This window comes from Hymenobacter polaris, assembly GCF_012927305.1.
Classification (GTDB): domain Bacteria; phylum Bacteroidota; class Bacteroidia; order Cytophagales; family Hymenobacteraceae; genus Hymenobacter; species Hymenobacter polaris.
The window spans coordinates 769,067-793,337 of the sequence record NZ_JABBGH010000003.1; the positions used below are offsets into that span (position 1 = coordinate 769,067).

The 24,271-nt window shown below is 63.6% G+C and carries 16 protein-coding genes; 5 read left to right on the top strand and 11 right to left on the bottom strand.

The features are described from left to right. Window positions 1-9: 9 nt before the first annotated feature. From dapF to HHL22_RS19860, 6 genes are all read right to left on the bottom strand, one after another. The gene (gene dapF, locus HHL22_RS19835) at window positions 10-819 is read right to left on the bottom strand and encodes a diaminopimelate epimerase (protein WP_169533122.1); all 810 of its coding nucleotides are present in this window, start codon (window positions 817-819) and stop codon (window positions 10-12) included. Between the two features lie 150 nt (window positions 820-969). Further along, entirely contained in the window at window positions 970-1,416 is a 447-nt protein-coding gene (gene dtd, locus HHL22_RS19840) for a D-aminoacyl-tRNA deacylase (RefSeq protein ID WP_169533123.1), read from the bottom strand. 157 nt (window positions 1,417-1,573) lie between these two features. Beyond that, entirely contained in the window at window positions 1,574-2,653 is a 1,080-nt protein-coding gene (gene mltG, locus HHL22_RS19845) for an endolytic transglycosylase MltG (RefSeq protein WP_169533124.1), read from the bottom strand. A 50-nt stretch (window positions 2,654-2,703) separates the two neighbouring features. Beyond that, on the bottom strand, window positions 2,704-4,728 hold the full coding sequence (locus HHL22_RS19850) for a carboxypeptidase-like regulatory domain-containing protein (RefSeq protein WP_169533125.1): 2,025 nt from the start codon (window positions 4,726-4,728) through the stop codon (window positions 2,704-2,706). Window positions 4,729-4,797: 69 nt separating this feature from the next. After that, on the bottom strand, window positions 4,798-5,202 hold the full coding sequence (locus HHL22_RS19855) for a hypothetical protein (RefSeq protein ID WP_169533126.1): 405 nt from the start codon (window positions 5,200-5,202) through the stop codon (window positions 4,798-4,800). 345 nt (window positions 5,203-5,547) lie between these two features. Next, complete coding sequence (locus tag HHL22_RS19860; protein ID WP_169533127.1) at window positions 5,548-6,729, bottom strand: ribonuclease D; 1,182 nt, start codon at window positions 6,727-6,729, stop codon at window positions 5,548-5,550. 229 nt (window positions 6,730-6,958) lie between these two features. Between HHL22_RS19860 and HHL22_RS19865 the strand changes: the two genes are divergently transcribed. Both HHL22_RS19865 and HHL22_RS19870 read left to right on the top strand, forming a co-directional pair. Continuing rightward, a complete protein-coding gene (locus HHL22_RS19865) occupies window positions 6,959-10,057 on the top strand; it encodes a SusC/RagA family TonB-linked outer membrane protein (protein WP_241738187.1) in 3,099 nt (1,032 codons plus the stop codon). Between the two features lie 36 nt (window positions 10,058-10,093). Beyond that, window positions 10,094-11,464, top strand: coding sequence for a RagB/SusD family nutrient uptake outer membrane protein (locus tag HHL22_RS19870; protein ID WP_169533128.1), 1,371 nt, complete (start codon window positions 10,094-10,096; stop codon window positions 11,462-11,464). A 73-nt stretch (window positions 11,465-11,537) separates the two neighbouring features. Here HHL22_RS19870 and HHL22_RS19875 read toward each other — a convergent pair whose 3' ends face one another. From HHL22_RS19875 to HHL22_RS19885, 3 genes are all read right to left on the bottom strand, one after another. Then, the gene (locus HHL22_RS19875; protein ID WP_169533129.1) at window positions 11,538-12,005 is read right to left on the bottom strand and encodes a hypothetical protein; all 468 of its coding nucleotides are present in this window, start codon (window positions 12,003-12,005) and stop codon (window positions 11,538-11,540) included. A 124-nt stretch (window positions 12,006-12,129) separates the two neighbouring features. Beyond that, window positions 12,130-14,286, bottom strand: coding sequence for a ferrous iron transport protein B (feoB, locus tag HHL22_RS19880; protein WP_169533130.1), 2,157 nt, complete (start codon window positions 14,284-14,286; stop codon window positions 12,130-12,132). 9 nt (window positions 14,287-14,295) lie between these two features. After that, window positions 14,296-14,571 carry a FeoA family protein gene (locus tag HHL22_RS19885; protein WP_169533131.1) on the bottom strand — a complete coding sequence of 92 codons (276 nt, stop codon included), beginning with the start codon at window positions 14,569-14,571 and terminating at the stop codon, window positions 14,296-14,298. A 242-nt stretch (window positions 14,572-14,813) separates the two neighbouring features. Here HHL22_RS19885 and HHL22_RS19890 point away from each other — a divergent pair, with 242 nt between their 5' ends. After that, on the top strand, window positions 14,814-15,731 hold the full coding sequence (locus HHL22_RS19890; RefSeq protein ID WP_169533132.1) for a carboxypeptidase-like regulatory domain-containing protein: 918 nt from the start codon (window positions 14,814-14,816) through the stop codon (window positions 15,729-15,731). 503 nt (window positions 15,732-16,234) lie between these two features. Further along, window positions 16,235-17,092: a carboxypeptidase-like regulatory domain-containing protein gene (locus HHL22_RS19895; protein WP_169533133.1), complete on the top strand. Its 858-nt coding sequence runs from the start codon at window positions 16,235-16,237 to the stop codon at window positions 17,090-17,092. A 220-nt stretch (window positions 17,093-17,312) separates the two neighbouring features. Here HHL22_RS19895 and HHL22_RS19900 read toward each other — a convergent pair whose 3' ends face one another. After that, a complete protein-coding gene (locus tag HHL22_RS19900; RefSeq protein WP_169533134.1) occupies window positions 17,313-18,707 on the bottom strand; it encodes an alpha/beta hydrolase family protein in 1,395 nt (464 codons plus the stop codon). A gap of 90 nt (window positions 18,708-18,797) precedes the next feature. Next, entirely contained in the window at window positions 18,798-21,398 is a 2,601-nt protein-coding gene (locus HHL22_RS19905) for a bifunctional UDP-N-acetylmuramoyl-tripeptide:D-alanyl-D-alanine ligase/alanine racemase (protein ID WP_169533135.1), read from the bottom strand. A 251-nt stretch (window positions 21,399-21,649) separates the two neighbouring features. On the opposite strand from HHL22_RS19905, the gene HHL22_RS19910 reads away from it, so the two are divergent. Continuing rightward, window positions 21,650-24,133, top strand: a complete 2,484-nt coding sequence (locus HHL22_RS19910; protein ID WP_169533136.1) for a TonB-dependent receptor — start codon at window positions 21,650-21,652, stop codon at window positions 24,131-24,133. The last annotated feature ends 138 nt before the right edge of the window (window positions 24,134-24,271 follow it).

Consider the following 24,271-nt stretch of genomic DNA (forward strand, 5'->3'; position numbering starts at 1 on the left):
CAGCAGCTTTTAGTGGCTGGGGTCGATGGTGCCGCCAAACACGCGCACGGCCGGCCCGCTCAACCACACGTTGGTAAAGCCGCCGTCAGCTTGCAGCTCAAACGCTACTTCGAGCAGGCCGCCGGGGGTGCTCAGGCGCACCGGCGAGGTAGCGCCGCGCTGCGAGGCGGCCAGCGCCACGGCCGTGACGCCTGTGCCGCACGAGTAGGTTTCGTCTTCTACGCCGCGCTCGTAGGTGCGCACCGGCCAGGGGTGGGCGGGGTCGGCGGGCACCTCCACGAAGTTGACGTTGGTGCCGGTGGGGTCGTAGGCCTGGTCGTAGCGGATGTCGTGGCCGGCGGCAAACACGTTGAACTCGGCCAGCGGCAGCGACTCGTGCGGGTCGAGGAAATGCACGTGGTGGGGCGAGCCGGTGTGCACAAATATGTCGCCGTCGCCCACTTCGGCCGGCTGGGGCTCGGCCACGTCAATCATGCGCAGGCGCACGGTACCATCGGCTTCTACGCGGGCCTCGTGGGGGCCGTCCACCGCCAGAAAATAGGCCGTATCCTGAATGATATTCAAGTACTTGGCAAAAGCTACCAGGCAGCGCCCACCGTTGCCGCACATGCTGCTGGGGGCCCCGTCGGCGTTGAAGTACACCATCTCGAAATCGTAGCCAGCGCGCTCGCGCAGCAGCATCAGCCCGTCGGCCCCAATGCCGAAGCGGCGGTGGCAGAGCGCCGCGATGCGCGCCTGGTCGGTTTCGTCGAACTGCCGGGCGCGGTCGTCGAAGATGATAAAGTCGTTGCCGGTGCCCTGGTATTTATGGAACGTCATGGTGCAAAGGTCGGTAGTGGCCGCCAGTCAGCCCTAGGGCCCTACCAGCAGGCTAAGGCGGCCCGGCGCGCTTTAGCGGGCGAGCAATGCAGGCCTGGCAACTAGCGGATTAAAAGTCTGTAGTCTGCGCTTATTAGCCGCGCGGCTGCCCTAGGCCGGCGAGTCGAGCACAATCGTTACGGGCCCGTCGTTGAGCAGGCGCACTTGCATATCGGCTCCGAAGATGCCAGTGGGCACGGGCTGGCCCAGCTCCTGCGCCACCAGCTGCACAAAGCGCTGGTAGAGCGGCTCGGCCACGGCGGGCGGGGCGGCACCCACGTAGCTGGGGCGGTTGCCTTTGCGCGCATCGGCCAGCAGCGTAAACTGGCTCACTACCAGCACTTGCCCGCCCACGTCGCGCACGCTGCGGTTCATCTGGCCGTTTTCGTCGCTGAAGATGCGCAGCGCCACCAGCTTGCGCGCCAGCCACCCTAGGGCCGCCTCGTCGTCGGTAGGGGCGCAGCCGGCCAGCACCAGCAGCCCCGGCCCAATCTGGCCGGTAATGGCGTTACCAACGGTGACGGATGCTTCTTTTACTCGTTGGATGACGAGGCGCATAGTTTATATAAATGTGAAAATGTAGAGGATGCGAGAAGACATAAAAACAAGGCGGTCATGCTGAGCCTGCCGAAGCATCTCTACCGCGTCGTTCGGATGACGTGCGGTAGAGATGCTTCGGCAGGCTCAGCATGACGTTCTTTATTGTTATGATCCTTTACCGCTTGATTTTCAGGCTATCCAGGTGGTGCTGATAGCGACGGGCAAAGGCCTTGTGCTGGGCAAAGGTTTCGCTGAAATCGGAGAAGCCGCTGCCGTCGGGGCGGGCGCAGAAGAACACATAGGCGTGGTGGGCGGGGCGCAATACAGCGTCGAGGCTTTGGGGGAAGGGCGTGGTAATGGGGCCGGGCGGTAGGCCTTTGTGGCGGTAGGTGTTGTAGGGCGAGTCCACTTTCTTGTCCACGTTCAGCACACGCTTGCGGGTGCCTAGGCCGTGCAGGGGCCACAGCAGGGTGGGGTCGGCTTGCAGGGGCTGGCCGCGGCGCAGGCGGTTGAGGTACACGCCCGCGATGAGAGGCTTATCGGTGGGCTGGGCCGTTTCGCGTTGCACGATGCTGGCCAGCACCGCCACCTGCACCGGGCTCAGGCGCAGCGAATCAGCCTCGGCCCGGCGCCGGGTGGTCCAGAAGCGGTGGTGCCGGGCGGCCACCGAATCGAGGAACCCTAGGGCCGGTGTGGGCCAAAACAGCCGCAAGGGCCCCGGAATGAACAGCGTGCGCACCGTGGCCGTATCGAGGTGGTAGCGCCGCTGCAAAAAGGCGTTGTCGCCCAGCAGCTGGTGCAGCGCCAGCGTATCGAGCCAGAGTTGGCGGCCGGCCTGGCGCGGCAGCTGGAACAGGTAGTGGAACGGCTTGAGGGTGAAGGCGATAGTGTCCTGCTGGCCGCTTTCCAGTAGCTGCATCAGGGCCAGGTTGCTGGCGCCGGGCGGCAGGGTGTAGCGGCCGGGGTGCACCGGGTGCTGCCGGCTGCCCAGCCCGCGCCAGCGCGCTACCTCGGCAAACGTGCCCGGCCGCGCTAGGTAGCCCGGCTGGCGCAACGAGTCGAGCACCGCCCTTAGGCCCACCCCCGGCCGAATGTAGAGGTAGGCCGGCCCGTCCACGGCGGGCGGCACGTTGGGGCGCAGCAGCAGGTGCCAGGCTAGGCCCGCCCCCAGGCCCAGCAGCCCCAGCGTGAGGCCCGCCACCAGCCACCACCAGCGGCGGCGTGGGGCAGGCGTAGGGAGTGGGCTATCGGGCATAGGCGGCGAGCAGGCAACGCGCAAAGTTCGCGCAAAGTGCTTTTGCTCCTTTACCGCAGCTGGTGCACGAGGCTGAGGCCGGCCAGCAGGCGGCCCAGCTGCCAGGGCAACGTGCTGGCCGGCTGGCCATTCACACGAACCTGCACCTCGGCGGCGGGCAGGGGTAGCACGGCTTCGTTATCGTGCCAAAAGCTGTCTTCCTGCACCAGCAGCCCGGCCTGGGTAGCCAGGGGCACCAGGCAGCCGGCGCTGGCCAGCACCTCCCAGCGGCGGCTAAGCTCCAGCCCCAGGCCCAGGCTGGGGTGCAGGGCCTCGGTACTGTTCTGCACGGCCAGCGACAGGCGCCGGTAGCCCAGGCGCGTGCCAGCCAGGCGCAGGCCCTCGTCGGGGTTGTCGTAGGTGCCCAAAGGGTGAGCCAGCGATTGGTTCAGGTAGCCTACGCCCAGGCGCAGCCGCACCGGCCGGCCGCGCGGGTTTAGGTTGTGCACCCACCCTAGGCCGGCCTCCCAGCCCCCGCCCCGAAGCTGCCCCAGCACCGTCCGAAACTGCGAGTAGACCAGCAGCCCGGCCGGTAAGTACAGCTGGTAGCCGCTCTCCACGAATGGCGCCACCAGCGGCACGGCTGCCGCGCCGCCCGCCACCGCCCGAAACGCGTAGCCCGCGGGCGCCACCTCGGCTTGCAGCGCCGCGCCCGCGCCGCTCAGCGCCAGCACGCCCACGCCGTAGCTGTAACCCAGGCGAAGGCGGCGCGGGCGCGGCGCTGGTCGTGGTCGCGCTACCGCCGTATCGGGGCGCCCTAGGGCTGGTTCCGAAGTAGTAGGGTTGGAAAGCCGCGCAGCGGCCGGCGCCCGCAAGAGGCTGTCGGCCCGGCGCTCGCGGGCTTGGTCGAGCAGGGCCCGGCGCAGGGGTGCGGCGGGCAGCAGCGTGGTGGTGCTCTGCCAAAAAGCCGAGTCGTAAGGTACCGGGGTGCGCAAGAAAATATCGGTGTACTGGCTGCGCTCGGGGTAGGGGGGCGGCGCCACGCGCCCCGTGTCGATGGCCGTGGTGAGGTATTCGGCCAGGTGGTGGCGCACCTGCCCCGCCAGCGGCCGCCCCAGGGTGTTGTACCACACGCTTTTCAAGTAAAAGCGCCCCACAAACTGCTGGTAATAGGCGCGGTAGGCCCGCTCGCTGGCCTCAAACGTCAGCAGGTGCTCGTGCGCAATACCCGCCGGCGTGCGGTGCCACTCGGCCCCTAGGAAAGCGTAGCTAGCCACGTCGATATACAGCCGGCCCGCAAAGCTGGCCCGCTCGCTGCCCGGCCGCGGCCCAAAGGTGATGACGTACACCGGCCGCCCCTCAAACGTGGTTTGCGAGTTGAAGCCGTACTGATACTCCTTAAAATGCCGCTCGCTGATAAACTCGGCCCGCTCGCGCACGAAGTCGAAGCGGTGCGGCACCAGGCCGCCGGCCATCCAGTTGATGCGGGCCAGGTCGGCCACGGTGGTGGCGCGGCGGCGCAGCTCTACGCGGCGGGCCTGTAGCACCCGCACGTAGCCGCTTTGGTGAGGGTGCTGGTAGCCCGGCTTGTACACTTGCAGCAGGCCCTCGGCCAGGTAGTCGTAGCGCCCGCTGGCCGTCTCCTCGTCCGACTCGCGGTAGAAGCCCGTGAGTTGGGTGGGTCGCGTGGGAAAATTACGCGGAATGCGCCGCACCGCCTCCCGGATAATACCCGTGGCCGACGCCGTGACGGTGACGTTGCCCAGGCTGGCGGGGCTGATTTTCAAGTTAATAACCAGCTCGGGCCCCGGCAACACGGGCAGCACCTGCCGGTAGCGCTGGTAGCCTAGCAAGGCCACTTCTAGCTCGGTGCCCTGGTAGGCGGCCGGCACCCGCAGGGCAAAGCGCCCGTCGGCGTTGGTGCTGGTGCCCAGGCGGTTGTGGGCAATGCCGACTTGCGCGTTGGGTACCGGCTGGTGGGTGTCGGCGTCGAGCACTTGCCCACGCAGCACGGCCTCGGCCAGGGTTTGGGCCGCGGCGGGGCCTAGGGGCAGCAAAAGCAGCCAGGCCAGCCAGCGGCGGCAAAGAAGCAGCATTGCGGTAACGGTCAAAAAAAGGAGCTACCAGCCGGCAGCTCCTTCAGCCTAGAGATAATAACTAACCGCTCAGTTGCTAGCCAGCACCGGGCTGAGGGCGCGCTGCACGTAGCCAGGCAGGGGCTGGTGCCGCGCCAGCAGCTGGAGCACTTGCTGCTCACGCTTGCTGCTAAAGCGCAGGCGGCTGAACAGGCACAGCAGGGAGCAGTTGGTGCCTAGGCCCGCTACGGCCGTGGGGGGCAACAGCATCTGGCTGGGCTCGGGCGGGGTGCTCATGGCGGTGGCGCCCGGCGCCACGGTGCCGCAGCCTACCGCCAGCCCCAGGCTGCTGCCCTGCCGCCGCTGCCGAAACAGCCGCTTAACGGCGGCGATACTATCGGGCGAGGCAACCGATTTGGTGGGGGTAGCCTGCCCGCGCCCGGTGAGAGGCAGCAGGAAGGCAAAAAGCAGCGCGAGCAGCAAACCGTTTAGCATAGCACCAGAGCCTGAGCGTGAGAGGGGTGGGAAGTTGCACCAAAATACGTGTAAAGTGCATGAACAACCAACTCCAGCAGCTAGCTCGAAAAAAAAGGCTAGGCCATCATACTGAGCTTATTGACTGATGATATACAGCCAATGCGCAGTCCGGGCACAGTAGGGGCGGGGCTGGCCCCCGCCCGTCGGTTGCGCCACTCGGCCAATTTCGTGCAACAACGGGCGGGGACGAGCCCCGCCCCCACCGTGCCCGAGCCCTGAGACTACGCTAGGCTCCCTTCGCCAAAAGGGGGAGAAGATGGGGTCTGCCGCGGAGGGCGACCTGCATCCCGTCCCCAGACTGGCCTAGGCCTCCAAGGGTCCTTCGAGGGGGGCTAGGGCCAAGCCATGGCGCTGGGCCACTTCTTCCAGCAGCTGGCGCTGCCAGGGGCGCAGGGCTGCCTGGGCGCCCTGCTCCACCACTTCCATAATGAGGCGGTTGCTGAGCACCGTGTTGGCCAGTACGGGGCTTTCGTCGGTAGCCAGGTGGGTTTTCAGGTTGGTGAGCAGGCTTTCGCGGGCATCGGCGCGGTTGGCGAGCGGGCCGCTCAGGCGCCGTCGGAAGCCGCCCGCCCGGCGCTGGTCGGGCGGCAGGGGACCGTCGGGGCGCAGCTCGGCGGTGGCTAGGGCCACCAGCTCGTCGGCGTAGGGCGCGCGCTTTAGCTCGGGGTGCAGGCCGCCGGCGCTGCGCAGGGCGCCGTGGCTGGCAATGGGCTGGCGGGCCAGCTCGGCCAGGCGGTCATTGCTGAGCACCATGTAGCTGGGGCGGTCGAGCTGCCGAGCCACGCGGTCGCGCAGCCAGTACAGCTCTCGAAACAGCGGCAGCTCCTGTGGGCCCACGCGGTACTTGCCGGCCAGGCGCTGGTAGGGGCGCTGCTCGTCGCGGCCGTAGCGCACGCTTTCCAGGGCCATGTTTTCTTCCTGGGCCCACTGGGCGCGGCCCTGCTGCTGCAAGCGCGCGGCCAGGCGGTCGGTTAGCTCAAACAAGTACAGCACGTCGTTGGCGGCGTACTCTTTCTGGGCCTCGGTGAGGGGGCGCTTTAGCCAATTCGACTTCTGCTCGCCCTTGTCTACCTCAAAGCCCAGCTCGCTGGCAATAAGGCGCCCTAGGGAGATATTATTGTCTTCGAGTGCCAGCAACGTGAACTGCACGCTGGTATCAACGATGCTGCGGCAGTGCACGCCAAATAGCTCGTCGAGCAGCAGAATATCGGACTTGCAGGAGTGGAATACCTTGGCCACGCTCGGGTCGCGCAGCACGGCGAAGAGCGGTTCCAGGCCGGCAGCCATCTCGGGCTCCAGCGGCAGCGGGTCAATAAGGTATACCTGCTCGCCGTCGAATATCTGAATCAGGGCCAGGTGCCGGCCGTAGCGGTAGCGGTTGTCGTCAAACTCCAGGTCGATGCCGATGCGGGGCAGCGAGGCCAGCTGGCCAGCCAGCTCGGCCACCTGGGCCGGCGTGGTGAGGTAGTGAATAAGGGGCTTCATGCGCGGCGGTAAAGGTAGGGCCGGCGGCGCAGCTCCGGCTAAGAAGTACACTAGCTAACTCTAGGCAGGTATCACACTTAAAAGAGGGTTAAAATTCAACGCAAAAAGGTTAGATTAAGGCTGTGGAGGCTAAATTGCCTTCTCAAAATAAGGGTATTCTACTAGAATATCTTGCTAATAGCCTTTCCCCACCCTGTTTTTAAATCATTCACTCCTTTAAGTTTCGCTTATGCAAAACGTAATCTTTACACAAGCTAGGGTGGCAATGTGCGCAGTGACGGTGCTGCTGGCGGCGCCAGCCTGGGCCCAGTCGCAGCAAACCGTATCGGGCCGCGTATCGGATACCGATGGCAACCCCATTCCGGGCGTGACGGTGGTGGAGCGCGGCACCACTAACGGCACCACCACGGGCGCCAACGGCAATTTTAGCCTCGCGGTGCAGCCCGGCGCCACCTTGGTATTCAGCTCGGTAGGCTACACCACGCGCACCGTGGAAGTGGGCAGCACCCGCAACTTCGACGTGCGCCTGGCCCAGAGCACTACCGACCTGGCCGAGGCTGTGGTAGTGGGCTACGGCACCCAAACCAAGCAGGAAGTAACCGGCGCCGTCGACCAGCTCACCACCAAAGATATCGGTGACCAGCCGGTGCAGTCGTTCGAGCAAAGCATTCAGGGCAAAGCGGCCGGCGTGTTTATTGAGAACAGCAGCGGCAAGCTGGCCCAGGGTATGCGCATCCGGGTGCGCGGGGTGTCAAGCATCAGCGGCGGCACTCAGCCGCTGTATGTGGTAGATGGTGTGCCAATTCTGAATGACAATCTCTCGTCGACTACCGGCGCTACCAACTCAACGGCCGATATCAATCCCAACGACATCGAGAGCCTGACCGTGCTCAAGGATGCCGCGGCCACGGCTATTTACGGCTCGCGCGCCACCAATGGCGTGGTGCTCATTACTACCAAGAAGGGTAAGGCCGGCGGCACGCGCTTCACCTTAGGGGTGCAGGGCGGCTACAGCGAGCCCACCCACCGGCGCGAGTTTTTGAACAATCAGGAGTATGTGACGCTGTTCACAGAAGCGCTGATGAATAATGCCGACCCGCGTATTAATTCTCCTGCAGCTATTGCCTCACGCTTACGCAACTACGCTGGTGGCGCTACTGACCCACTCACCTATAACACCAACTGGCAGGACCAGGTGTTCCGCAAAGGCGCCTTCCAGCAGTACGATTTGAGCGCGGCCGGCGGCAGTGAGAAAACGCACTTTTACTTCTCGGGGCAGTACAGCGACCAGCGGGGCATTTTGGTAGGCAACCGTTACCTGCGCATGTCGGGCCGCTTCAACGTCGACCACCAGGCTACCGACCGTCTGAAGTTTGGGGTGAACCTAGCCGCCACGCGCTCGCGCAACTACCGCGTAGCCGACGACGACGCCTTTAGCACCCCGATGCAGATTGTGGCCCTGGCTCCTATTACGCCGCTCATCGACCCGCGGACCGGCTTGGTAAGCGGCTCGCTCGACAACAATACCGGCCTGCCGAATACCACGTTCCCCTTCTACTATAACCCGCTGTTGAGCGTGCAGGGCGGCAGCTACATCACGGATGTGTACCGCCTGCTGGGTAACGCCTACGCCGAATTGCAGCTGTTCAAAGGCTTGTCGTTCCGCTCGGAGCTAGGCGCCGACGTTATCAGCCAGCAGGAAAACGAGTACGAGAATAGCCTAACTTACCGCAACACCGGTCCCACCAATAACTTCGGCTACAGCGCCTCGGTACTAAACACGAAGGTGGTGGTAAACAACTTCTTCACGTACAAGGCCACTCTGGCCGACGTGCACACGATAGAGGCAACGCTAGGTACCAGCTACGAGGGCTCTAACCAAGCCGGCAACAGCGTTACGGGCACCCAGTTTCCGTCAGATGCCTACCGCACCATCAGCTCGGCGGGTGCCATCACGGCGGGGTCGTCGTATCGCTCGCCCTACGCGCTGGTGTCGTATTTCTTGCGCGGCTCTTACGCCTTTGCCGGCAAATATTTGCTGGGCGTGAGCGGCCGCATCGATGGCTCGTCGCGCTTTGGCGTGAACCGGCGCTATGGGGTATTCCCGGCCGCCTCAGCGGGCTGGCTGATTTCGGAAGAAGATTTCCTGAAAAACAACCAAGCGCTGAGCTTACTAAAAATCCGGGCCAGCATTGGCAAAACGGGCAACCAGAACTTCTCCAACTTTCCCTCGCGCAACTTATTCGGGGGGGCTAGCTACGTAGGGGTGCCGGGCCAGGCGCCGGTGCAACTCGGCAACGACTACCTGGGCTGGGAATCGACGGTTCAGTACGATGCGGGTCTAGAGTTTGGCTTCCTCAACAACCGCATTACGGGCGAGGTAGATGTGTACCGCAAGAACACCACCGGCCTGCTGCTGAACCAGCCAGTGCCGGGCACCTCGGGCTTCTCCAACCTAGCCGCCAACGTGGGTAGCCTGCGCAACCAGGGCATCGAGTTTACCTTGACCACCCGCAATTTCGTGGGCGACTTTACTTGGACGACCAGCGCCAATGCGGCCATCAACCGCAACCTGATTCAGAACCTGGCCGGCCCCGACATCCTGGGCAGCTACCTGAACCGAGCACAGGCCGGGCAGCCCCTAGGAGAGTTTATCGGGCCGGAGTACGCAGGCGTAGACCCCGCCAACGGTAACGCGCTGTATTACTTGAATACGACCAATACCGATGGCAGCCTCAACCGCGGTACCACCACCGACATTAACTTGGCGGCTTACGTGCCCATCGGTAACCCCAACCCTACCTGGACGGGTGGTATCACCAATACCTTCACCTACAAAGGCTTCGACCTGAATGTAACGTTGGTAGGCGTGTTCGGCAACCAGATTTACGACGGCGGCGCACAGTATTACTCCACGGGCTTCAATAACGGTCCCGACAACCAAACCCGCGACCAACTCAACCGCTGGCAGAAACCTGGCGACATTACCAACGTGCCCAAAGTTATTTATGGTGGTGGTAATGGTATTGGAGCTTCGTCGCGCTTCGTACAGAACGGCGACTACGGCCGCCTACGCTCGGTGGTACTAGGCTACAACCTGCCTAGCGAGTTTGTGAAGCGGGGCTTCCTGCAATCGGCGCGCATCTTCGTGCAGGGCTATAACCTACTCACCTTCACGAAGTACACTGGTTGGGACCCCGAGGTAAGCACCGACTACCTCACCGGCGGCGGTGTATCGCAAACCCAGGGGAATATCAACCAGGGTGTTACGTTCTACACTGCGCCGCAGGCCCGCACCTACACCGTCGGCATCAACATTGGCTTCTAAGCCTAGGCCGCTTTCCTCCTTTAGCTTGTACTCGATATGAAAAATACTATTATCCGCCTGCTAACGGCGACGGTGCTGACGGGCGGCGTGCTGGGGTGCAACGACCGGCTCAACGTGCAGCCCGTGACCCAGATTGACGCCTCCAACGCCCTAAACACTTCCAACGACGTGCAGGCCGCCCTGGTGGGCTGCTACAATGGCCTGCAGAGCGTGTACCTCTACGGCGGCTACATCCAGTTTATGTCGGACCTGCTGGCCGACAACGGTGACGAAGCCTTTGTGGGTACCTTCTCGCAGCCGCAGGAAGCCCAGCGCAAAACCCTGCTGGTGAACGATGCGACGATAGCCAATACCTGGCTGGATGCCTACTCCACCATCAACCGCGCGAATAACGTGCTGGCTAATACCAGCAAGCTGAGCACCGCCGCCCTGAAATCTTCTGTGGAAGGTGAGGCCCTGTTTATTCGCTCACTGCTGTATTTCGATTTGGTGCGCCTCTACGCCCGCAACTGGGCCGACGGGACGCCCAGCGCTAACCCCGGCGTGCCGCTGGTGCTCACGCCCACTACCACCATCAGCTCGGCCAACAACGTGGCCCGCAACACGGTAGCAGAAGTTTACGCTCAGGTTATTAGCGACTTGACCAAAGCTGAAGCTGAGCTACCAGTTACTAACGGATTCTTTGCCACGCGCTACTCGGCAGCGGCGCTGCTGGCCCGCATTTACTTGCAGCAAGGCAACTACGCGGCCGCTGCGGCTGCTGCCAACCGGGTCATTGCGTCTAACCGCTACCAGCTGAATACTAGCTACGGCGACAATTTCTTGTCGAACAGCGACTTACTAGCCAATTCGCCGGAAGACGTATTCGCCATTCAAGTCTCGTCGCAAAGTGGCACCAATCAGCTTAATACGTTCTACTCGCAGTACAGCCGCAACGACGTTGATATTCAGCCGCAGTTCATCAACGCCTTTGAAACCGGCGACGACCGCAAGAACGTGTATGAGTACGACGCCACTTATGGTCTCTACTACACCAATAAGTACGACGTACTGTACGGCAACATCAAGCTGATTCGGCTGGACGAGCTGTACCTCATCCGGGCCGAGGCCAACTTCCGGGCGGGTACCTCAGTAGGCGCCTCGCCGCTGGCCGACATCAACCTCATCCGCGACCGCGCCCTACTGCCCCCACTCACGACCCTAACGCTGGCTGCTATTCAAAAGGAGCGCCGCCTGGAATTAGCCTTCGAGGGCTTCCGCCTAGCCGACCTCAAGCGCTACCAGCAATCTACCATCGACCCCACTACGGGTGCCAGCATTCCGTGGAATTCGCCGCGCCTGATATTTCCGATTCCGCTGCGCGAAATCAACGCCAACCCTAACTTGGTGCAGAACGCCGGCTACTAGGCCCGAGGCCCCGGTAACTGAAAAAGGCCCGCAACGATTGTTGTGGGCCTTTTTCAGTTACCGGGGCCTAGGGTTACTCCTCGTCGTCTTCCACCTCAAAGTCCAGTTCGCGGGCTATGTCCACCGCCTCGGCTTGCACGGCTTCGAGCAGGGCGGGCGCGTCGGCGTCGAGCGTGCGGGCGAACAGGTCGAGCAGCTCCTCGCCGTCGTCGTTCACGTAGAGGTTGGTGTAGAGCTGGTCGAAGAGCTTGGCTTCGCGGCCAATTTGCTGGTCAATGTCCTCGGGCGAGCGGGCGGTGCTCAGGGCGCGGTGCAGCACCTCGGCGGCGCGGCGGGCCAGCTCGAAGTCGCCCAGCTCGGCCAGCAGGTGCAGCAGGCTACTGGCAATGCCCAGCCGCCACCGCTCGAACCGGAACGACTGCTCGGCGGCGCTGGCTTGTGCAAACTCGGCGTAGGCCCCTAGGGCCACGGGCGTGAGGTAGCGGCTTTGGTCGGCAGGGCTGCGGTAGGCGAGGCGGAGCAGGGTTTCGTAGGCGGTCATCTAGAAAATGTGGAAATGTGAAGGAAATGTGGTAAATGTGAAAAACGAAGCCCTCGTAAATGGCAAAAAGCAGAATTTTTTAAACTCTCACATTTACCACATTTCTTTACATTTCCACATTCACTTAAAAGACCTGCCACACTAGCAGCGAGGCCAGGTAGGCCAGGCCGGTCATGTACACGAGCTGCCCTAGGGGCCAGCGCCAGCTTTTGGTTTCGCGGTAGGTAGTAGCCAGCGTGCTCATGCACTGCATGGCAAACACGTAGAACACGAGTAGCGACAGCGCCCGGCGGGGCGTGAAAAAGGGGTGGCCCTGGGTATCTTTTTCGTTGGCCAGCTTTTGCTGCACGGTGCCCAGGTCGGCATCCTGGCCCACGCTGTAGATGGTGCTCATGGTGCCCACAAATACTTCGCGCGCAGCAAAGGAGGTGAGCAGCGCAATGCCAATTTTCCAATCGAACCCTAGGGGCCGAATGGCAGGCTCGATGAGGTGGCCGAAGGTGCCGGCGTAGGAGGTTTCGAGGCGGGCCGAGGCTACGCGGCGCTCGGTTTCGGGGGCGGGCCAGCGCTGGGCGGCGGCCTGGCGTTGCACGGCGGCTTCGGCCTGGGCCTGGCGCTGGCCGGGGCCATAGCTAGCCAGCACCCACAGCAGCACCGAAATGGCCACAATTACCTTGCCCGCCTGCCACACGAAGGCCTTCACCTTCTCTACGATGGTCAGGCCCACGTTTTTCCAGCGCGGCCAGCGGTACACCGGAAACTCCATGATAAAGTAGCTGCGCTCGCGGGCCTTGAGCACCACCTTCAGCGCCCAGGCCGAAAGCAGCGCCGAGGCCGTGCCCAGCAGGTATAGGCCCATCAGGACCAGCCCGCGCATGTTGAACAGGCCCAGCCAGCTTTCATCGGGCACTACTAGCGCCACCAGCACGGTATAAACTGGGATGCGCGCCGAGCACGACATGAGCGGCGTGACGAAGATGGTGAGCATCCGGTCCTTCCAACTCTCGATGGTGCGCGCGCCCATAATGGCGGGCACTGCGCAGGCCAGGCCCGAAATAAGCGGCACCACGCTCTTGCCGCTCAATCCAAACGGCCGCATTAGCTTGTCCATGAGGAAGGTAACGCGGGCCATGTAGCCCGACTCTTCCAGCACGGCCAGGAAGGCAAACAGCAGCGCAATCTGCGGGATGAAGATGAGCACGCCCCCTAGGCCCGCAATGACGCCCTCGGTGAGCAGGCGCACCAGCGGCCCGCTGAAGCGCGCCTGAATGGCCCCGCTCAGCGCCGAAATGCCCTGGTCAATCCAGTCCATGGGGTACTGCGCCCAGGCGAAGATGGCCTGGAACAGCAAAAACAGAATGGCCAGGAAAATGAGGTAGCCAAAGACGCGGTGCGTCAGCACCTTGTCAATCTTGTTGCTGGCCGGCTCCTGGCGCTCGGTGCGCGTCACGGTCACCACATCCAGCAGCACCTCGTTGAGGCGGGCGTAGCGGGCCACGGTTTCCTCGGCCTGCCGGGCGGTGCTGTCGAAACCCGCCTGCTCGGTGAGGCGGGCCAGGTCGGTGCGGTCGGCTTCGCTCAAGAAATGCAGCTGCCGAAACTGGTGGGCGTAGTGCAGCGCCAGGTAGTCGTTGTGCAGCCCAAAGCGGGCGCGCACCTGCTGCACCAGCGGCCGCAAGCTGGCCGGAATCTCCCAGAAGCGGCGGGTGGGCGCCACCGCCAGGCGGTCGGCCAGCACAATGCGCAGGGCCGCCAGCCCGGTGCCTTTGCGCGCGTTGAGCGGCACCACCGGCACTTGCAGCTCGCGCTCCAGGGCCGGCACGTCGATGCTGATGCCGCGCTCGGCGGCCACATCGGTCATGTTCAGGCCCAGCACCGCGGGCAGCCCCAGGTCGGCCAGCTGGGTAAACAGCAGTAGGCCGCGGCGCAGGTTGCTAGCGTCCACGGTCACCACCACAAAGTCGGGGTAGTCGGCCGAGGTGGGGTCGTAGAGCAGGTCGGCAATGACGCGCTCGTCGAGGCTTTTGGGGTAGAGCGAGTAGGTGCCGGGCAGGTCGATAACCTCGGCGCGGCGCGCCCCCCCTAGGGGCGCCAGGCCGGTTTTGCGGTCCACCGTCACGCCCGGAAAATTCCCGACTTTCTGGTTGAGGCCCGTCAGCTGGTTAAACAGCGAGGTTTTGCCCGAGTTGGGGTTGCCGATGAGGGCGAGCTTGGGCGGGCGCTCAGGGCCGGGCACGGCGGCGCTCGTTACCGGGCGGCTATCGGGGGCGGCAACCGGCATGAATAGTCCTTAGGCTTTAAGTTGAATGGTGCGGGCCTCGCTTACGCGCAGGCTCAGGGTATAGCCTTCGTCGCCGAGCGTCAGCATAAGCGGGTCGCCGAGGGGCGCGCGGCCCACCAGCTTCACCCGCGTGCCCGGAATGCAGCCCATATCGAGCAGCTTCAGGGCCATGTCGGGGTCGTTGAGGCAGCACACCGTGGCCGTTTCGCCGGGCTGCAGGTCGTTGGCGGTGCGGGCCGCGGGCGGGGCCGGCGCGGCAGCGGAAGAACGACGGAAGAGAGCCACGGGTGGAAAGCTATTTAGACGAAATGTAAACAAAGATACAGTTCGCCGGCCGCAATGGTTTCGGAGCTGCCCAATGGGCCGTTTTATAGGCCTCGCTGGCGCTGGTGATAGCGTGGGTGGGCCAATCGGCGCGGCGCGCTAAACTCGGCCCTAGGGACCCGGCATATTTTTAAAGTGTAAAATGCGGGACTTTTCGGGTGGCCGCTTATTTTTGTATTAGTTAGGCTATAATCTTGATTGCAATGTTAAAACACCTATTTTATTTTGTATTATTTTTAGCGGCCTCGGTTTCCGGCGCGTTGGCCCAAACGGCTAAGCCGGCCGGCGCCATGCTTAGCGGCAAGGTTATCGATAAAACCTCCAAGGAGCCGCTGCCTTTTACCTCCATTAGCCTGCGCGAAGAGCAAACCGGCGCCCTAAGCAACGAGTTTGGCGTGTTTCAGCTGCCGGCGCCGCTCAAAAATGAGACTGACTCGCTGGTGGTAATGGCCCTGGGCTACGAGCACCTGGCCGTAGTTGTGCGCCGCGGCAAAGACCAGAGCAATATGGTGATTGAGCTGGCCCGCCGCGCCGTAGCCCTGCAAAATGTGACCGTGAAGGGCGGCAAGCTAAAAAACCTGGCCCTGGGCGCCAACTCAAACCGCCCCGGCGAGGGCCTGCTGCAAGGCCAGCCCGGCAGCCAGTGCGCCTTTTTTGTGAAGAACGATAAGAACAAGCGCCTGGGCAATATTCGCACGGTGTCGTTCTACATCGGTGAGAACGGCTTCCCGCGCGAGCCCTTCCGGGTGCGCATCTACAAGCCCGATGGCAACTACAGCGCCCCCAACACCGACATCCTGACCGAGAACGTGGTGGTGTCGGCCCCCGCTGGCGGCCAGTGGTATACCGTCGACCTGGCGCCCTACAACGTGCAGGCGCCCGAAGAAGGCTTCTTCGTGGCGATGGAGTGGATTGTGAGCGGCGACAAGTTCTTCAATACCAACTTTATGGACGATAATTACACGCCCTACGGCCAGATTATGCGTCCCACCTTCGAGTTTAAGGAGAGCCGCACCTGGAACTATAGCATCGGCAAGGGCTGGAACCTGATGACACTGGCTAACGGCGACGGCCAGCGCTACAACGCCATGATTCGGGCTGAGGTAGACATGATTAAATAAGTCGGTTCGGCCGGCGTATGAGCAGGCCTGCCACCCTAGGCAGCGCGCGGCGCGCTTTTTCGAAAGGTAACAGGTGAGCCTTGCTCCTGCGTAGGACAGGATAAGCGGAAAAGTGCAATAAAAAGCTGCAAATAGCTAATCGCTGTGCTCTGCTCCGCCGGTTAGGCTAGCCGCCAGCCAAGCCGCCAGCAAAAAGCCGTGTCCGAAACCTCAAAGCGGTGCGGAAAGCCGTCCCGCTAATGCGGGCTAGCTCAACTTAGGTGCTATCTGTAAAGTACTGTTATTCGGAGTACTAACGATATAAAAGGTCAATCTTGATTTTAGCTAATCCAGCAGCCAGCTGCTATAGTTGGATGTTCACGGATTTGTAGTAAATTTCGGCCGATTTTGGTGGAGCATTCCTGGTGTATCCCATAAATTTGCAGTTAGCTACTCTATCATTAACCCTCAGTTAAGTACAAATGCAAAAGCGATTACTAGTTATTTTATTTCTTTTTTGCTGGGTGCCATTTATCAGCCAGGCGCAGCAGGAAGGCCGCATTACGGGGCGCGTGGTAGACGAGAAAACCCAGGACCCTATTCCCTTCGCCTCCATCAACCTGCGCGACGAGCAAACCGGGGCCCTTACCAATGAATATGGCTACTTTCAGCTGGCTATGCCCACCAAGGTAACCGAGGATTCGATTATCGTAATGGCCCTAGGCTACCGGCGCACGGCGCTCTTCGTGAAGCGTGGCAGCAACATGGAGGAAGTGATTATCAAGCTACCCAAACAGCCCATCGAGCTGAGCACCGTCAAGATTGAGGCCAGCAAGATTAAACCCACGCTGCTCGGGGCGCGCGCCAACTCGCCCGGCGCGGGCATGATTCAGGGCACGCCGGGCAGCCAGTACGCCTTTTTGTGCAAGAACGAGAAAAGCAAGAAGCTCGGGGCTATTCGCACGGTGTCGTTCTTCATCGGCGAGAATGGCTTCCCGCGCGAGCCCTTCCGGGTGCGCATCTACAAGGCCGACGGCAACTACAACGCCCCCAACTCGGACATGCTCACGGAGAGCGTCATCGTGTCGGCGGCGCGGGGCGGCGAGTGGTTCACGGTCGATTTATCGCCCTACAACCTCATCGCGCCCGAAGAGGGTTTCTACGTGGCGATGGAGTGGATTGTGAGCGGCGACAAGTTCTACACCACCAACTTCATGGCCGAGTACACGCCCTACGGCCAGATTTTGCGTCCCACCTTCGAGTTCAAAGACAGCCGCACCTGGAGCTACGCCATCGGCCGCGGCTGGAACCTGGTGACGCTGGCCAACAACGGCTCGCGCTTCAACGCCATGATGCGCGCCGAAGTAGATGAATATAAATAAGCTATAAGTTCTGCCTTCCGCATTCTAGCCAAAGCCAGCCCCTACAAGGGCTGGCTTTTTTAATGGTAATGAACGGCTGACCCAAGAAGTTGGAAGCAAAAAGATAGTCATGCTGAGCGCAGCCGAAGCATCTCTCCCGCGCCCCTAGGGTATCGTTCAGTGGAGATGCTTCGGCTGCGCTCAGCATGACCGTCCTTTTACCTACTTTAGGCCCCTAGGGCTACTTCTTCGCGGTTTGCTCGACTATCCAGGCGCGGATGGCTTCTTCGGCGGCGGGCGAAAAGTTGGCGTGGGCCTCGCCGCTCACGATGGGCCACTGAGTAGGGTCGGGCTGAAACAGGTGGTTGACGCCGGGCAGCTTGCGCACGGTCACGGCGGGGTTGTTTTTCAGGCCTTTGGCCAGGGCGGCGGCGTTGTTGTCGGGGTTCAGCAAGGGGTCGGCGGTACCGTAGAGCAGCAGCACGGGGCAGGCCACGCCGCCTAGGGTCTCGCTGGGGTCGAAGCCCAGGTAGTAGCGGTAGCGGGCCGATACCATTTCGGCGGCGCTGGCCTGGGCCTGGTCGTCGCTCAGGGCGGGGTTGTTTTGCTTCAGCATGTTGGCCACAATGGGCTGCGCCTGCGCGCTCACCAGCGTGTGGCGAATCACCTCGAAAACGGATTGCTGGCGCTTGAGAATGGCACTAAGCTGACTGCTGGGGGTTTTGCTGGCTTTCAGGGCGGCTTCCTGCTGCTGCAGCACCACCTCGGCGCCGGTGAGGCCGTAGGGCGCCAAGCCCACCACGAAGGCCGGCGGCTGGGGCTGGGCGGCGGCCAGCAGCGCCACGTTGCCGCCCTCGCCGTGGCCCACGAGGCCGAGGTGAGCGTGGTCGATTTCGGGCCGGGCCCGCAGCAGGCTCAGCGCGGCTTGCGCATCACTCACCAGGGCGGCGGTGGTCGACTGGGTGGTGCCGGTGCTGCGGCCCACGCCGCGGTCGTCGAAGCGCAGCACCGCGATGCCGCGCCGCGTGAGGTAGTCGCCCAGCGCCCCTAGGGGGGCAAAGCCGTCGGTAGTGCCGTTGCGGTCCTGGGGCCCGGCATCGCTGAGCAGCACCACGGCCGGAAACGGCCCCGGCCCAGCCGGGATGGTGAGCGTGCCGCCCAACTTGCTGTTTTCCTTAGAATTAACAAACAAAACTTCTTCCTCGCGGTAGGGTGGCGTGAGGCGAGGCTTGGCCACTGCCGTTTCGGTGCGCACCAGCTGCACGGGCGCCCGCAGGCCCGGCTGTTGCCATACGCCGCGCATTTGGCTACCACCGGCCACCAGCTGGCCCACGTAGCGGCTGTTAGCCTCGGTCGAGGTTAGCACCACCGTGTCGGCGCGGGTTTCCACCGTCACGGCCAGGCTGCGCACCTTCTGCTGGGGCACGTCGAGGGTGGCGAAGTACTCGCCGCTGGTCAGCTTCACGAAGCGGAACAGTACTTCTAGCCGCCCGCCCGGCACGGGCAGCGAGCCTTTCCAAATGCCGTCGAGCGGCGCGGCGGGGCGCGTCGGCGCCTGGCCCCAGCCGAGGCTAGGCAGCGCCAGCAGCAATAGCAGCAGCCAGCGCCAGGGAGCACCGTGAGAAGTTACAGTCATAAGGGTGGGTAGAAGGCAAGCGAAAGCAGCCCAGCCCAGAGCCAGGCAGGCTTTCTGCTTGCGAATTTATTACCGCCGCCCGGCCCTAGGCTACTCGCTAACGAAGACGCGCTTCACCCGCTCACTTACGTTGGTGAGCAGCTCGTAGGGAATAGTGCCGATGCGCTGGGCTAGCTCGTTGATATCCAGGCCATCACCGAATACAACGGCCACGTCGCCGGGCCGGGCCTGCGGAATGTCGGTTACGTCCACCATCACCATATCCATGCACACCGAGCCCACCACCGGCGCGCGCTGCCCGTGCAGCAGCACCAGCCCCGCCCCGCTCGAGAAGCGCCGGTCGTAGCCGTCGGCGTAGCCGATAGCCAGCGTGGCCAGGCGGCGCGGGTGGGCGGTGGCCGCGCCGCGCCGGCCGTAGCCCACGGTGGTGCCCGCCGGCAGCTCCTTTATTTGCGAGATGGTGGTTTTCAGGGTGCTGACGGGCTGCAGGTTATCCTCGCCCTCGGCCCCGGCCGCCACGCCGTAAAGGCCCACGCCCAGGCGCACCATGTCAAACTGCGCCTCGGGGAAGCGCCGGATGCCGGCCGAGTTAAGCGCGTGCTTAAGCACCGGCCGCCCTAGGGTCTCCTCAATGGCGGCGGCCATGCGCGCGAAGGCGGCCAGCTGCTGGCGCGTAAACTCATCGTGGGCGGGGTCGTCGGCGGCGGCCAAGTGCGTCATGATGCCCGCTACCGGCAGCTGGTCGCGGTGGGCCGCCAGCAGGGCCAGCAGCGCCGGCAGCTCGTCCTCGGCAAAGCCCAGGCGGCGCATGCCGGTATCGAGCTTGAGGTGCAGCGGCGGCAGGGGGCCTAGGGCATCCTGCGCGGCTTCGCGGGCGGCTTGCAGGTAGTCGCGCAGGCGCTCAAGCGAGTACACCTCGGGCTCGAGGCGGTAGCGCCGCAGCTGGCCAAACGAGTCGGGCCCCGGGTTGAGCACCATAATGGGCAGGCTGATGCCGTTGTCGCGCAGCTGCTGGCCCTCGTCGGCGTAGGCCACGGCCAGGTAGTCGGCCCGCTGAAACTCCAGCAAGCTGGCCACCTCGTACGAGCCGCTACCGTAGGCAAAAGCCTTCACCATCACCATGAGCTTGGTGCCGGGGCGCAGCTGGCGGCGGTAGTGCTGTAGGTTGTGGGTTAGCGCGTCCAGGTTTACTTCCAGCACCGTGCCGTGCTGCGGCTGCTGCAAAGCCGCCACCACCCGCTCGAAGCCAAAGCGCCGCGCGCCCTTCACCAGGATGGTTTCGTTTTGAAAATCAATTGCGTGCAAGTCGGCTAGCAGCGCCTCGGTAGTGGGGTAGCTTTGAAGTATGAACTGCTCTTGAGCAAGCAGCTGGGCTTGCTGCGAGGTGCTTGCCAATTCATAAGTAATTTCTTCGCCCACGCCAATGAGCCGGGTCACGCCGTGGGCGCGCAGCAGCGCCGCCACGCGGGCGTACAGCTCGGGCGCGGCCAGGCCCGACTCAAGCAAGTCGCTGAGAATGACGGTGCGGCCGCCGGGGCGGGCCTGCCGGCCCAGGGCATCCAGGGCCAGGGCCAGGCCCGCCAGGTCGTTGTTGTAGGTGTCGTCGAGCAGGTAGCAGCCGTGGCGGCCGGCCTTCATTTCGAGGCGCATGGCTACCGGGCGCAAACCCAGCAGGCGGCGCTGCAGCTCGGCCGGGGCCAGGGCGGTGGCGGGGTCGAGCTGGCGCAGCAGCAACACGGCCAGGCAGTGCAGGGCGTTTTCGAGGGCCGGCTCGTCGGCAAAGGGCAGCGTGAAGCGGGTAGCCGCCCCTAGGGCCGGCTCATGGAAGTCGAGCGGGCCCAATAGGTCCGGGGCGGCCGCACCCAAGCGCACGCGCACCACGGTGCTGCCCACGCTGGTGGCCTTGAGGCGAAAGCGCAGGGCGGCGGCCGGCGCGTCGTGGCGCGTCCAGGCCAGGGCGGGCAGGGTGCGGGCCTGCACGGCAGCGGCCACCAGCGGCTGGTCGGCGCAGTAAACGAGCCGCTCGAAACCTGCGCCTGCGAACAGCTGGAGCTTTTCGCCCAGCTTCTCGGCCTCGGAGGCAAAGCCGGCGTCGTGGGCGGGCCCTAGGGTGGTGAAGAGGCCAAACGTGGGCTGGATGATGGCCGCCAGCCGCGCCATCTCGCCCCGCTCCGAAATGCCGGCCTCGAAAATGCCCAGCGTGTGGCGCGCCGCGCTCAGCTCCCACACGCTCAGCGGCACGCCCACCTGCGAGTTGTAGGAGCGCGGCGAGCGGCAAATGCTTTCACTGGGGCTTAGCAGTTGCGCCAGCCACTCCTTCACGATGGTTTTGCCGTTGGAGCCGGTGATGCCCCACACCGGGCCGGCGAACTGCGCCCGGTGCTGGGCGGCCAGCGTTTGCAGGGCCGCCAGCGTGTCGGCCACCAGCACGAAGCCCGCGCCTGCAAACGGCCCTAGGCTGGCCGGTGGGTAGCTCACCACAAATTGCCGCACGCCCTTGGCATACAGCGCCGCCAGGTGGTGGTGGCCGTCGTGGCGGGGGCCGCGCAGGGCAAAAAACAGCGCCCCCTCGGCCAGGCCCACCCGGCGGCTATCAAGCAGCAGCGACTGCACTGAGGCGGCGGGGTCGGCCGGGGCTTGCAGCAGGGTGGCGCCCAGCCGGGCGGGCAGGTCGAGAAAACGCAGAGACATAGCCCGGCAAAGGTCGGGACCGGCGGGCGCTTAGCGGGCGTCAGGCTTCCAGTCACATGTTTGGATAATGAACAGATATTACACCATCTTTAGGGCTATGTTGCCAGGCTATTATTAACATCTATTCAATTATTTAGGTCTTACGCTCTGCTCTCCCTATGGCTGGTCGTAGGGCCAGCCGCTCGCCTTCTTTAGTTACTTATGCAGGAAATGCTAACTATGATTTCTTCTAATTTTTCGTCTCATAATACATGTCCCTCATTGAGTTACTACGAGCTGGACTGGAGATTATCTACAAACGCCTCGGCAGCTGGGCGCTGCTAATTGGGCTGCTGCTGCCGCTGGCGGCGCGCGCCCAAAGCGGTTTGGCCGTGCGCGGCACCGTGGCCGACGGGCGCAACGCACCCCTCGAGCTGGCAACCGTGACGCTGCACCGCGCCGCCGATTCGGTGGTGGTGAAGACAGAATTTAGCGACGCCACCGGAAAATTTTTGCTGCAAAGCCCCGCCGCCGGGCGCTACCGCGTGTCGGTGGCGCAGGTAGGCTACGCCCGCTACTGGAGCGCGCCCCTCGACCTAGGCCTAGGGGACGCGCCGGCGCCCGCGCCGCTCCTCATCGTGCTGCAAGCCAGCGCCGCCACGGCCCTGCAGGAAGTGACCGTGACGGCCCGCAAGCCGCTCTACGAGCCCAGCCCGCGGGGTACGCTGGTGAACGTGGCCGACAACCCGCTGTCGGCCGGGGCCACGACGCTCGATGTGCTGGGCCGCTCGCCGGGCGTGACGCTCGATGCTGGCAGCAACCTAGCGCTGCGCGGCCGTCAGGGCTTGCTGGTAGTCATTGACGGGCGCCGTACGCCCCTGGCCGGCGCCGAGCTGGCCGACTACCTGCGCGCCCTGCCCGCCGACCAAATCCAGAGCCTGGAGCTGCTCACCAACCCGCCGGCCCAGTACGACGCTCAAGGCGGGGCGGGCGTTATCGTCATCAACCTCAAAAAAGACCAGCGCCTAGGCACCAACGGCAGCGCCAACGCCAGCTACGGGCAGGGCCGCTACGGCAAGCTGGCGGCCGGCCTCAGCCTCAACAGCCGCGGCAAGAAATACAACCTCTACGGCAACTACGCCTACGCCGACCGCCGGAACTTCACCGACATCGACTTCGCGCGCACCTTCACCGAGCAGCTGCTACGGCGCCCGGCGGCCAGCAGCGTGCTTAGCACCGACCAGGTGCTGCACTTGCGCTCGCACACCGCCAAGGTGGGCCTCGACCTGAATTTGAGCAAGCGCACGCTGCTGGGCGCGGCGGTGAGCGGGCTGGTGAGCCAGGTGAATTCCCACACCGACAACCAAACCCAGCTGCTGTACGGCACTAGCAGCGAGCATTTTAGCTCGTTTAATGACTTGAGCACCTGGCGCCCCAGCCTCACGGCCAATCTGAATTTTAAGCACAGCTTTGCCGACTCAGCTACTGCCCGCAGCCTGAGCGCCGACGCCGACGTGGCCCGCTACCACACCGCGCGCCGCAACGACCTCACTACGTATTTCGACGCCCCCAGCCAAGCCGCCAGCCTGCTGCACGGCGACCAGGGCAGCACGCTCATCATTCGGGCGGCCAAGCTAGACTATGCCCAGCCCCTGCCGCACCGCCTGCGCCTGGAGGCCGGCGCCAAGGCCACGCTGGTCACGTCGGACAACAACGTAACGTTCATCACTACCCAGCAGGGCGTGAGCGCCGTTGACACGGCCATCTCCAAGCCCTTTTACTACCGCGAAAACGTGAACGCGGCCTACGCCACCTTGCGCGGCACGCTGGCGGGCACCAGCTTCCAGGCGGGCTTGCGGGCCGAGCAAACCAACCTGCGCGCCGACCAGGGCCCTAGGCCCCTGCGCGAGCAGCACTACCTCCAGCTGTTTCCGAACCTGCTGCTAGAGCGCGCGCTGAACAAAAACAACTCCCTGACCCTGGCCGTAGCCCGGCGCGTGGAGCGACCCAGCTACTTGCAACTGAATCCGCTGCGCGCCTACCTCGACGCTACCTCGTACGCCGCAGGCAACCCCTATTTAGTAGCCGAAACCACTACTAACGTAGAGCTGACGCACCGCTATAAAAATACGTTGAGCACTGCCCTGGCCTATGCCCGTTCTAGCCAGCCCATTGTGAATGTGATACAGCCCGCGCCCGATGGGGGCTACCTAGTAGTAAGCCAGCCTGCCAACCTTAGTACCCGCGACTTTTATACCCTTGCGCTGACGGCCCCCCTCATGCCGCGCCCCTGGTGGAACCTCTACGCCAATGTGCTGGGCTACTACAACCACTACACCGGCACGCTGGCCGGCACTGCTCTTGACCGGGGGGGCTTTGGGGCCGAGCTGACGCTCAACAACAGCTTTACGCTACCCCACGGCTGGGCCGCCGAGCTAAACGGCAGCTACGAGTCGCGCCAGGTGTATAACTATCAGAACATCAGCGACCGGGGCCAGGTGTCGGTAGGCGTGCAAAAAAGCATGTGGCAAAAGCAGGGCACCCTGCGCCTGAGCGTGACGGATATTTTCTACACGCAGCCCTACCAGGTAATCTCCACCTACGACACGTTCAACGAGCGCTACTACACCCGGCAGGATACGCGGGTGGCTACGCTCTCGCTCAGCTACCGCTTTGGCAACAGCAAGGTGGCCGCCGCCCGCAAGCGCGCCGCCGGGGCCGAGGATGAGCTGCGCCGGGCGGCGGCTGGGCAGTAATTGCCGCGCTGAGACGACAAGTAGCTGCCGAAAGCAGTCGAAAAGCCTCTTGAAATAACCCGGCCCGGCAGCAAGTGGCCCTGGATAAGCATGGCCGTTTTAGCCAGCCAGCCAGCTGCTACGTGCCCGGATGGTACC

Excerpts from the sequence above, each read along its gene's own strand:
- HHL22_RS19905 (WP_169533135.1), bottom strand. The coding sequence starts at position 21,398 with ATGTCTCTGCGTTTTCTCGACCTGCCCGCCCGGCTGGGCGCCACCCTG.
- HHL22_RS19865 (WP_241738187.1), top strand. The coding sequence starts at position 6,959 with ATGCAAAACGTAATCTTTACACAAGCTAGGGTGGCAATGTGCGCAGTG.
- dapF (WP_169533122.1), bottom strand. The coding sequence starts at position 819 with ATGACGTTCCATAAATACCAGGGCACCGGCAACGACTTTATCATCTTC.
- HHL22_RS19900 (WP_169533134.1), bottom strand. The coding sequence starts at position 18,707 with ATGACTGTAACTTCTCACGGTGCTCCCTGGCGCTGGCTGCTGCTATTG.
- dtd (WP_169533123.1), bottom strand. The coding sequence starts at position 1,416 with ATGCGCCTCGTCATCCAACGAGTAAAAGAAGCATCCGTCACCGTTGGT.
- HHL22_RS19890 (WP_169533132.1), top strand. The coding sequence starts at position 14,814 with ATGTTAAAACACCTATTTTATTTTGTATTATTTTTAGCGGCCTCGGTT.
- HHL22_RS19860 (WP_169533127.1), bottom strand. The coding sequence starts at position 6,729 with ATGAAGCCCCTTATTCACTACCTCACCACGCCGGCCCAGGTGGCCGAG.
- mltG (WP_169533124.1), bottom strand. The coding sequence starts at position 2,653 with ATGCCCGATAGCCCACTCCCTACGCCTGCCCCACGCCGCCGCTGGTGG.
- HHL22_RS19870 (WP_169533128.1), top strand. The coding sequence starts at position 10,094 with ATGAAAAATACTATTATCCGCCTGCTAACGGCGACGGTGCTGACGGGC.
- HHL22_RS19850 (WP_169533125.1), bottom strand. The coding sequence starts at position 4,728 with ATGCTGCTTCTTTGCCGCCGCTGGCTGGCCTGGCTGCTTTTGCTGCCC.
- HHL22_RS19875 (WP_169533129.1), bottom strand. The coding sequence starts at position 12,005 with ATGACCGCCTACGAAACCCTGCTCCGCCTCGCCTACCGCAGCCCTGCC.
- HHL22_RS19855 (WP_169533126.1), bottom strand. The coding sequence starts at position 5,202 with ATGCTAAACGGTTTGCTGCTCGCGCTGCTTTTTGCCTTCCTGCTGCCT.
- feoB (WP_169533130.1), bottom strand. The coding sequence starts at position 14,286 with ATGCCGGTTGCCGCCCCCGATAGCCGCCCGGTAACGAGCGCCGCCGTG.
- HHL22_RS19910 (WP_169533136.1), top strand. The coding sequence starts at position 21,650 with ATGTCCCTCATTGAGTTACTACGAGCTGGACTGGAGATTATCTACAAA.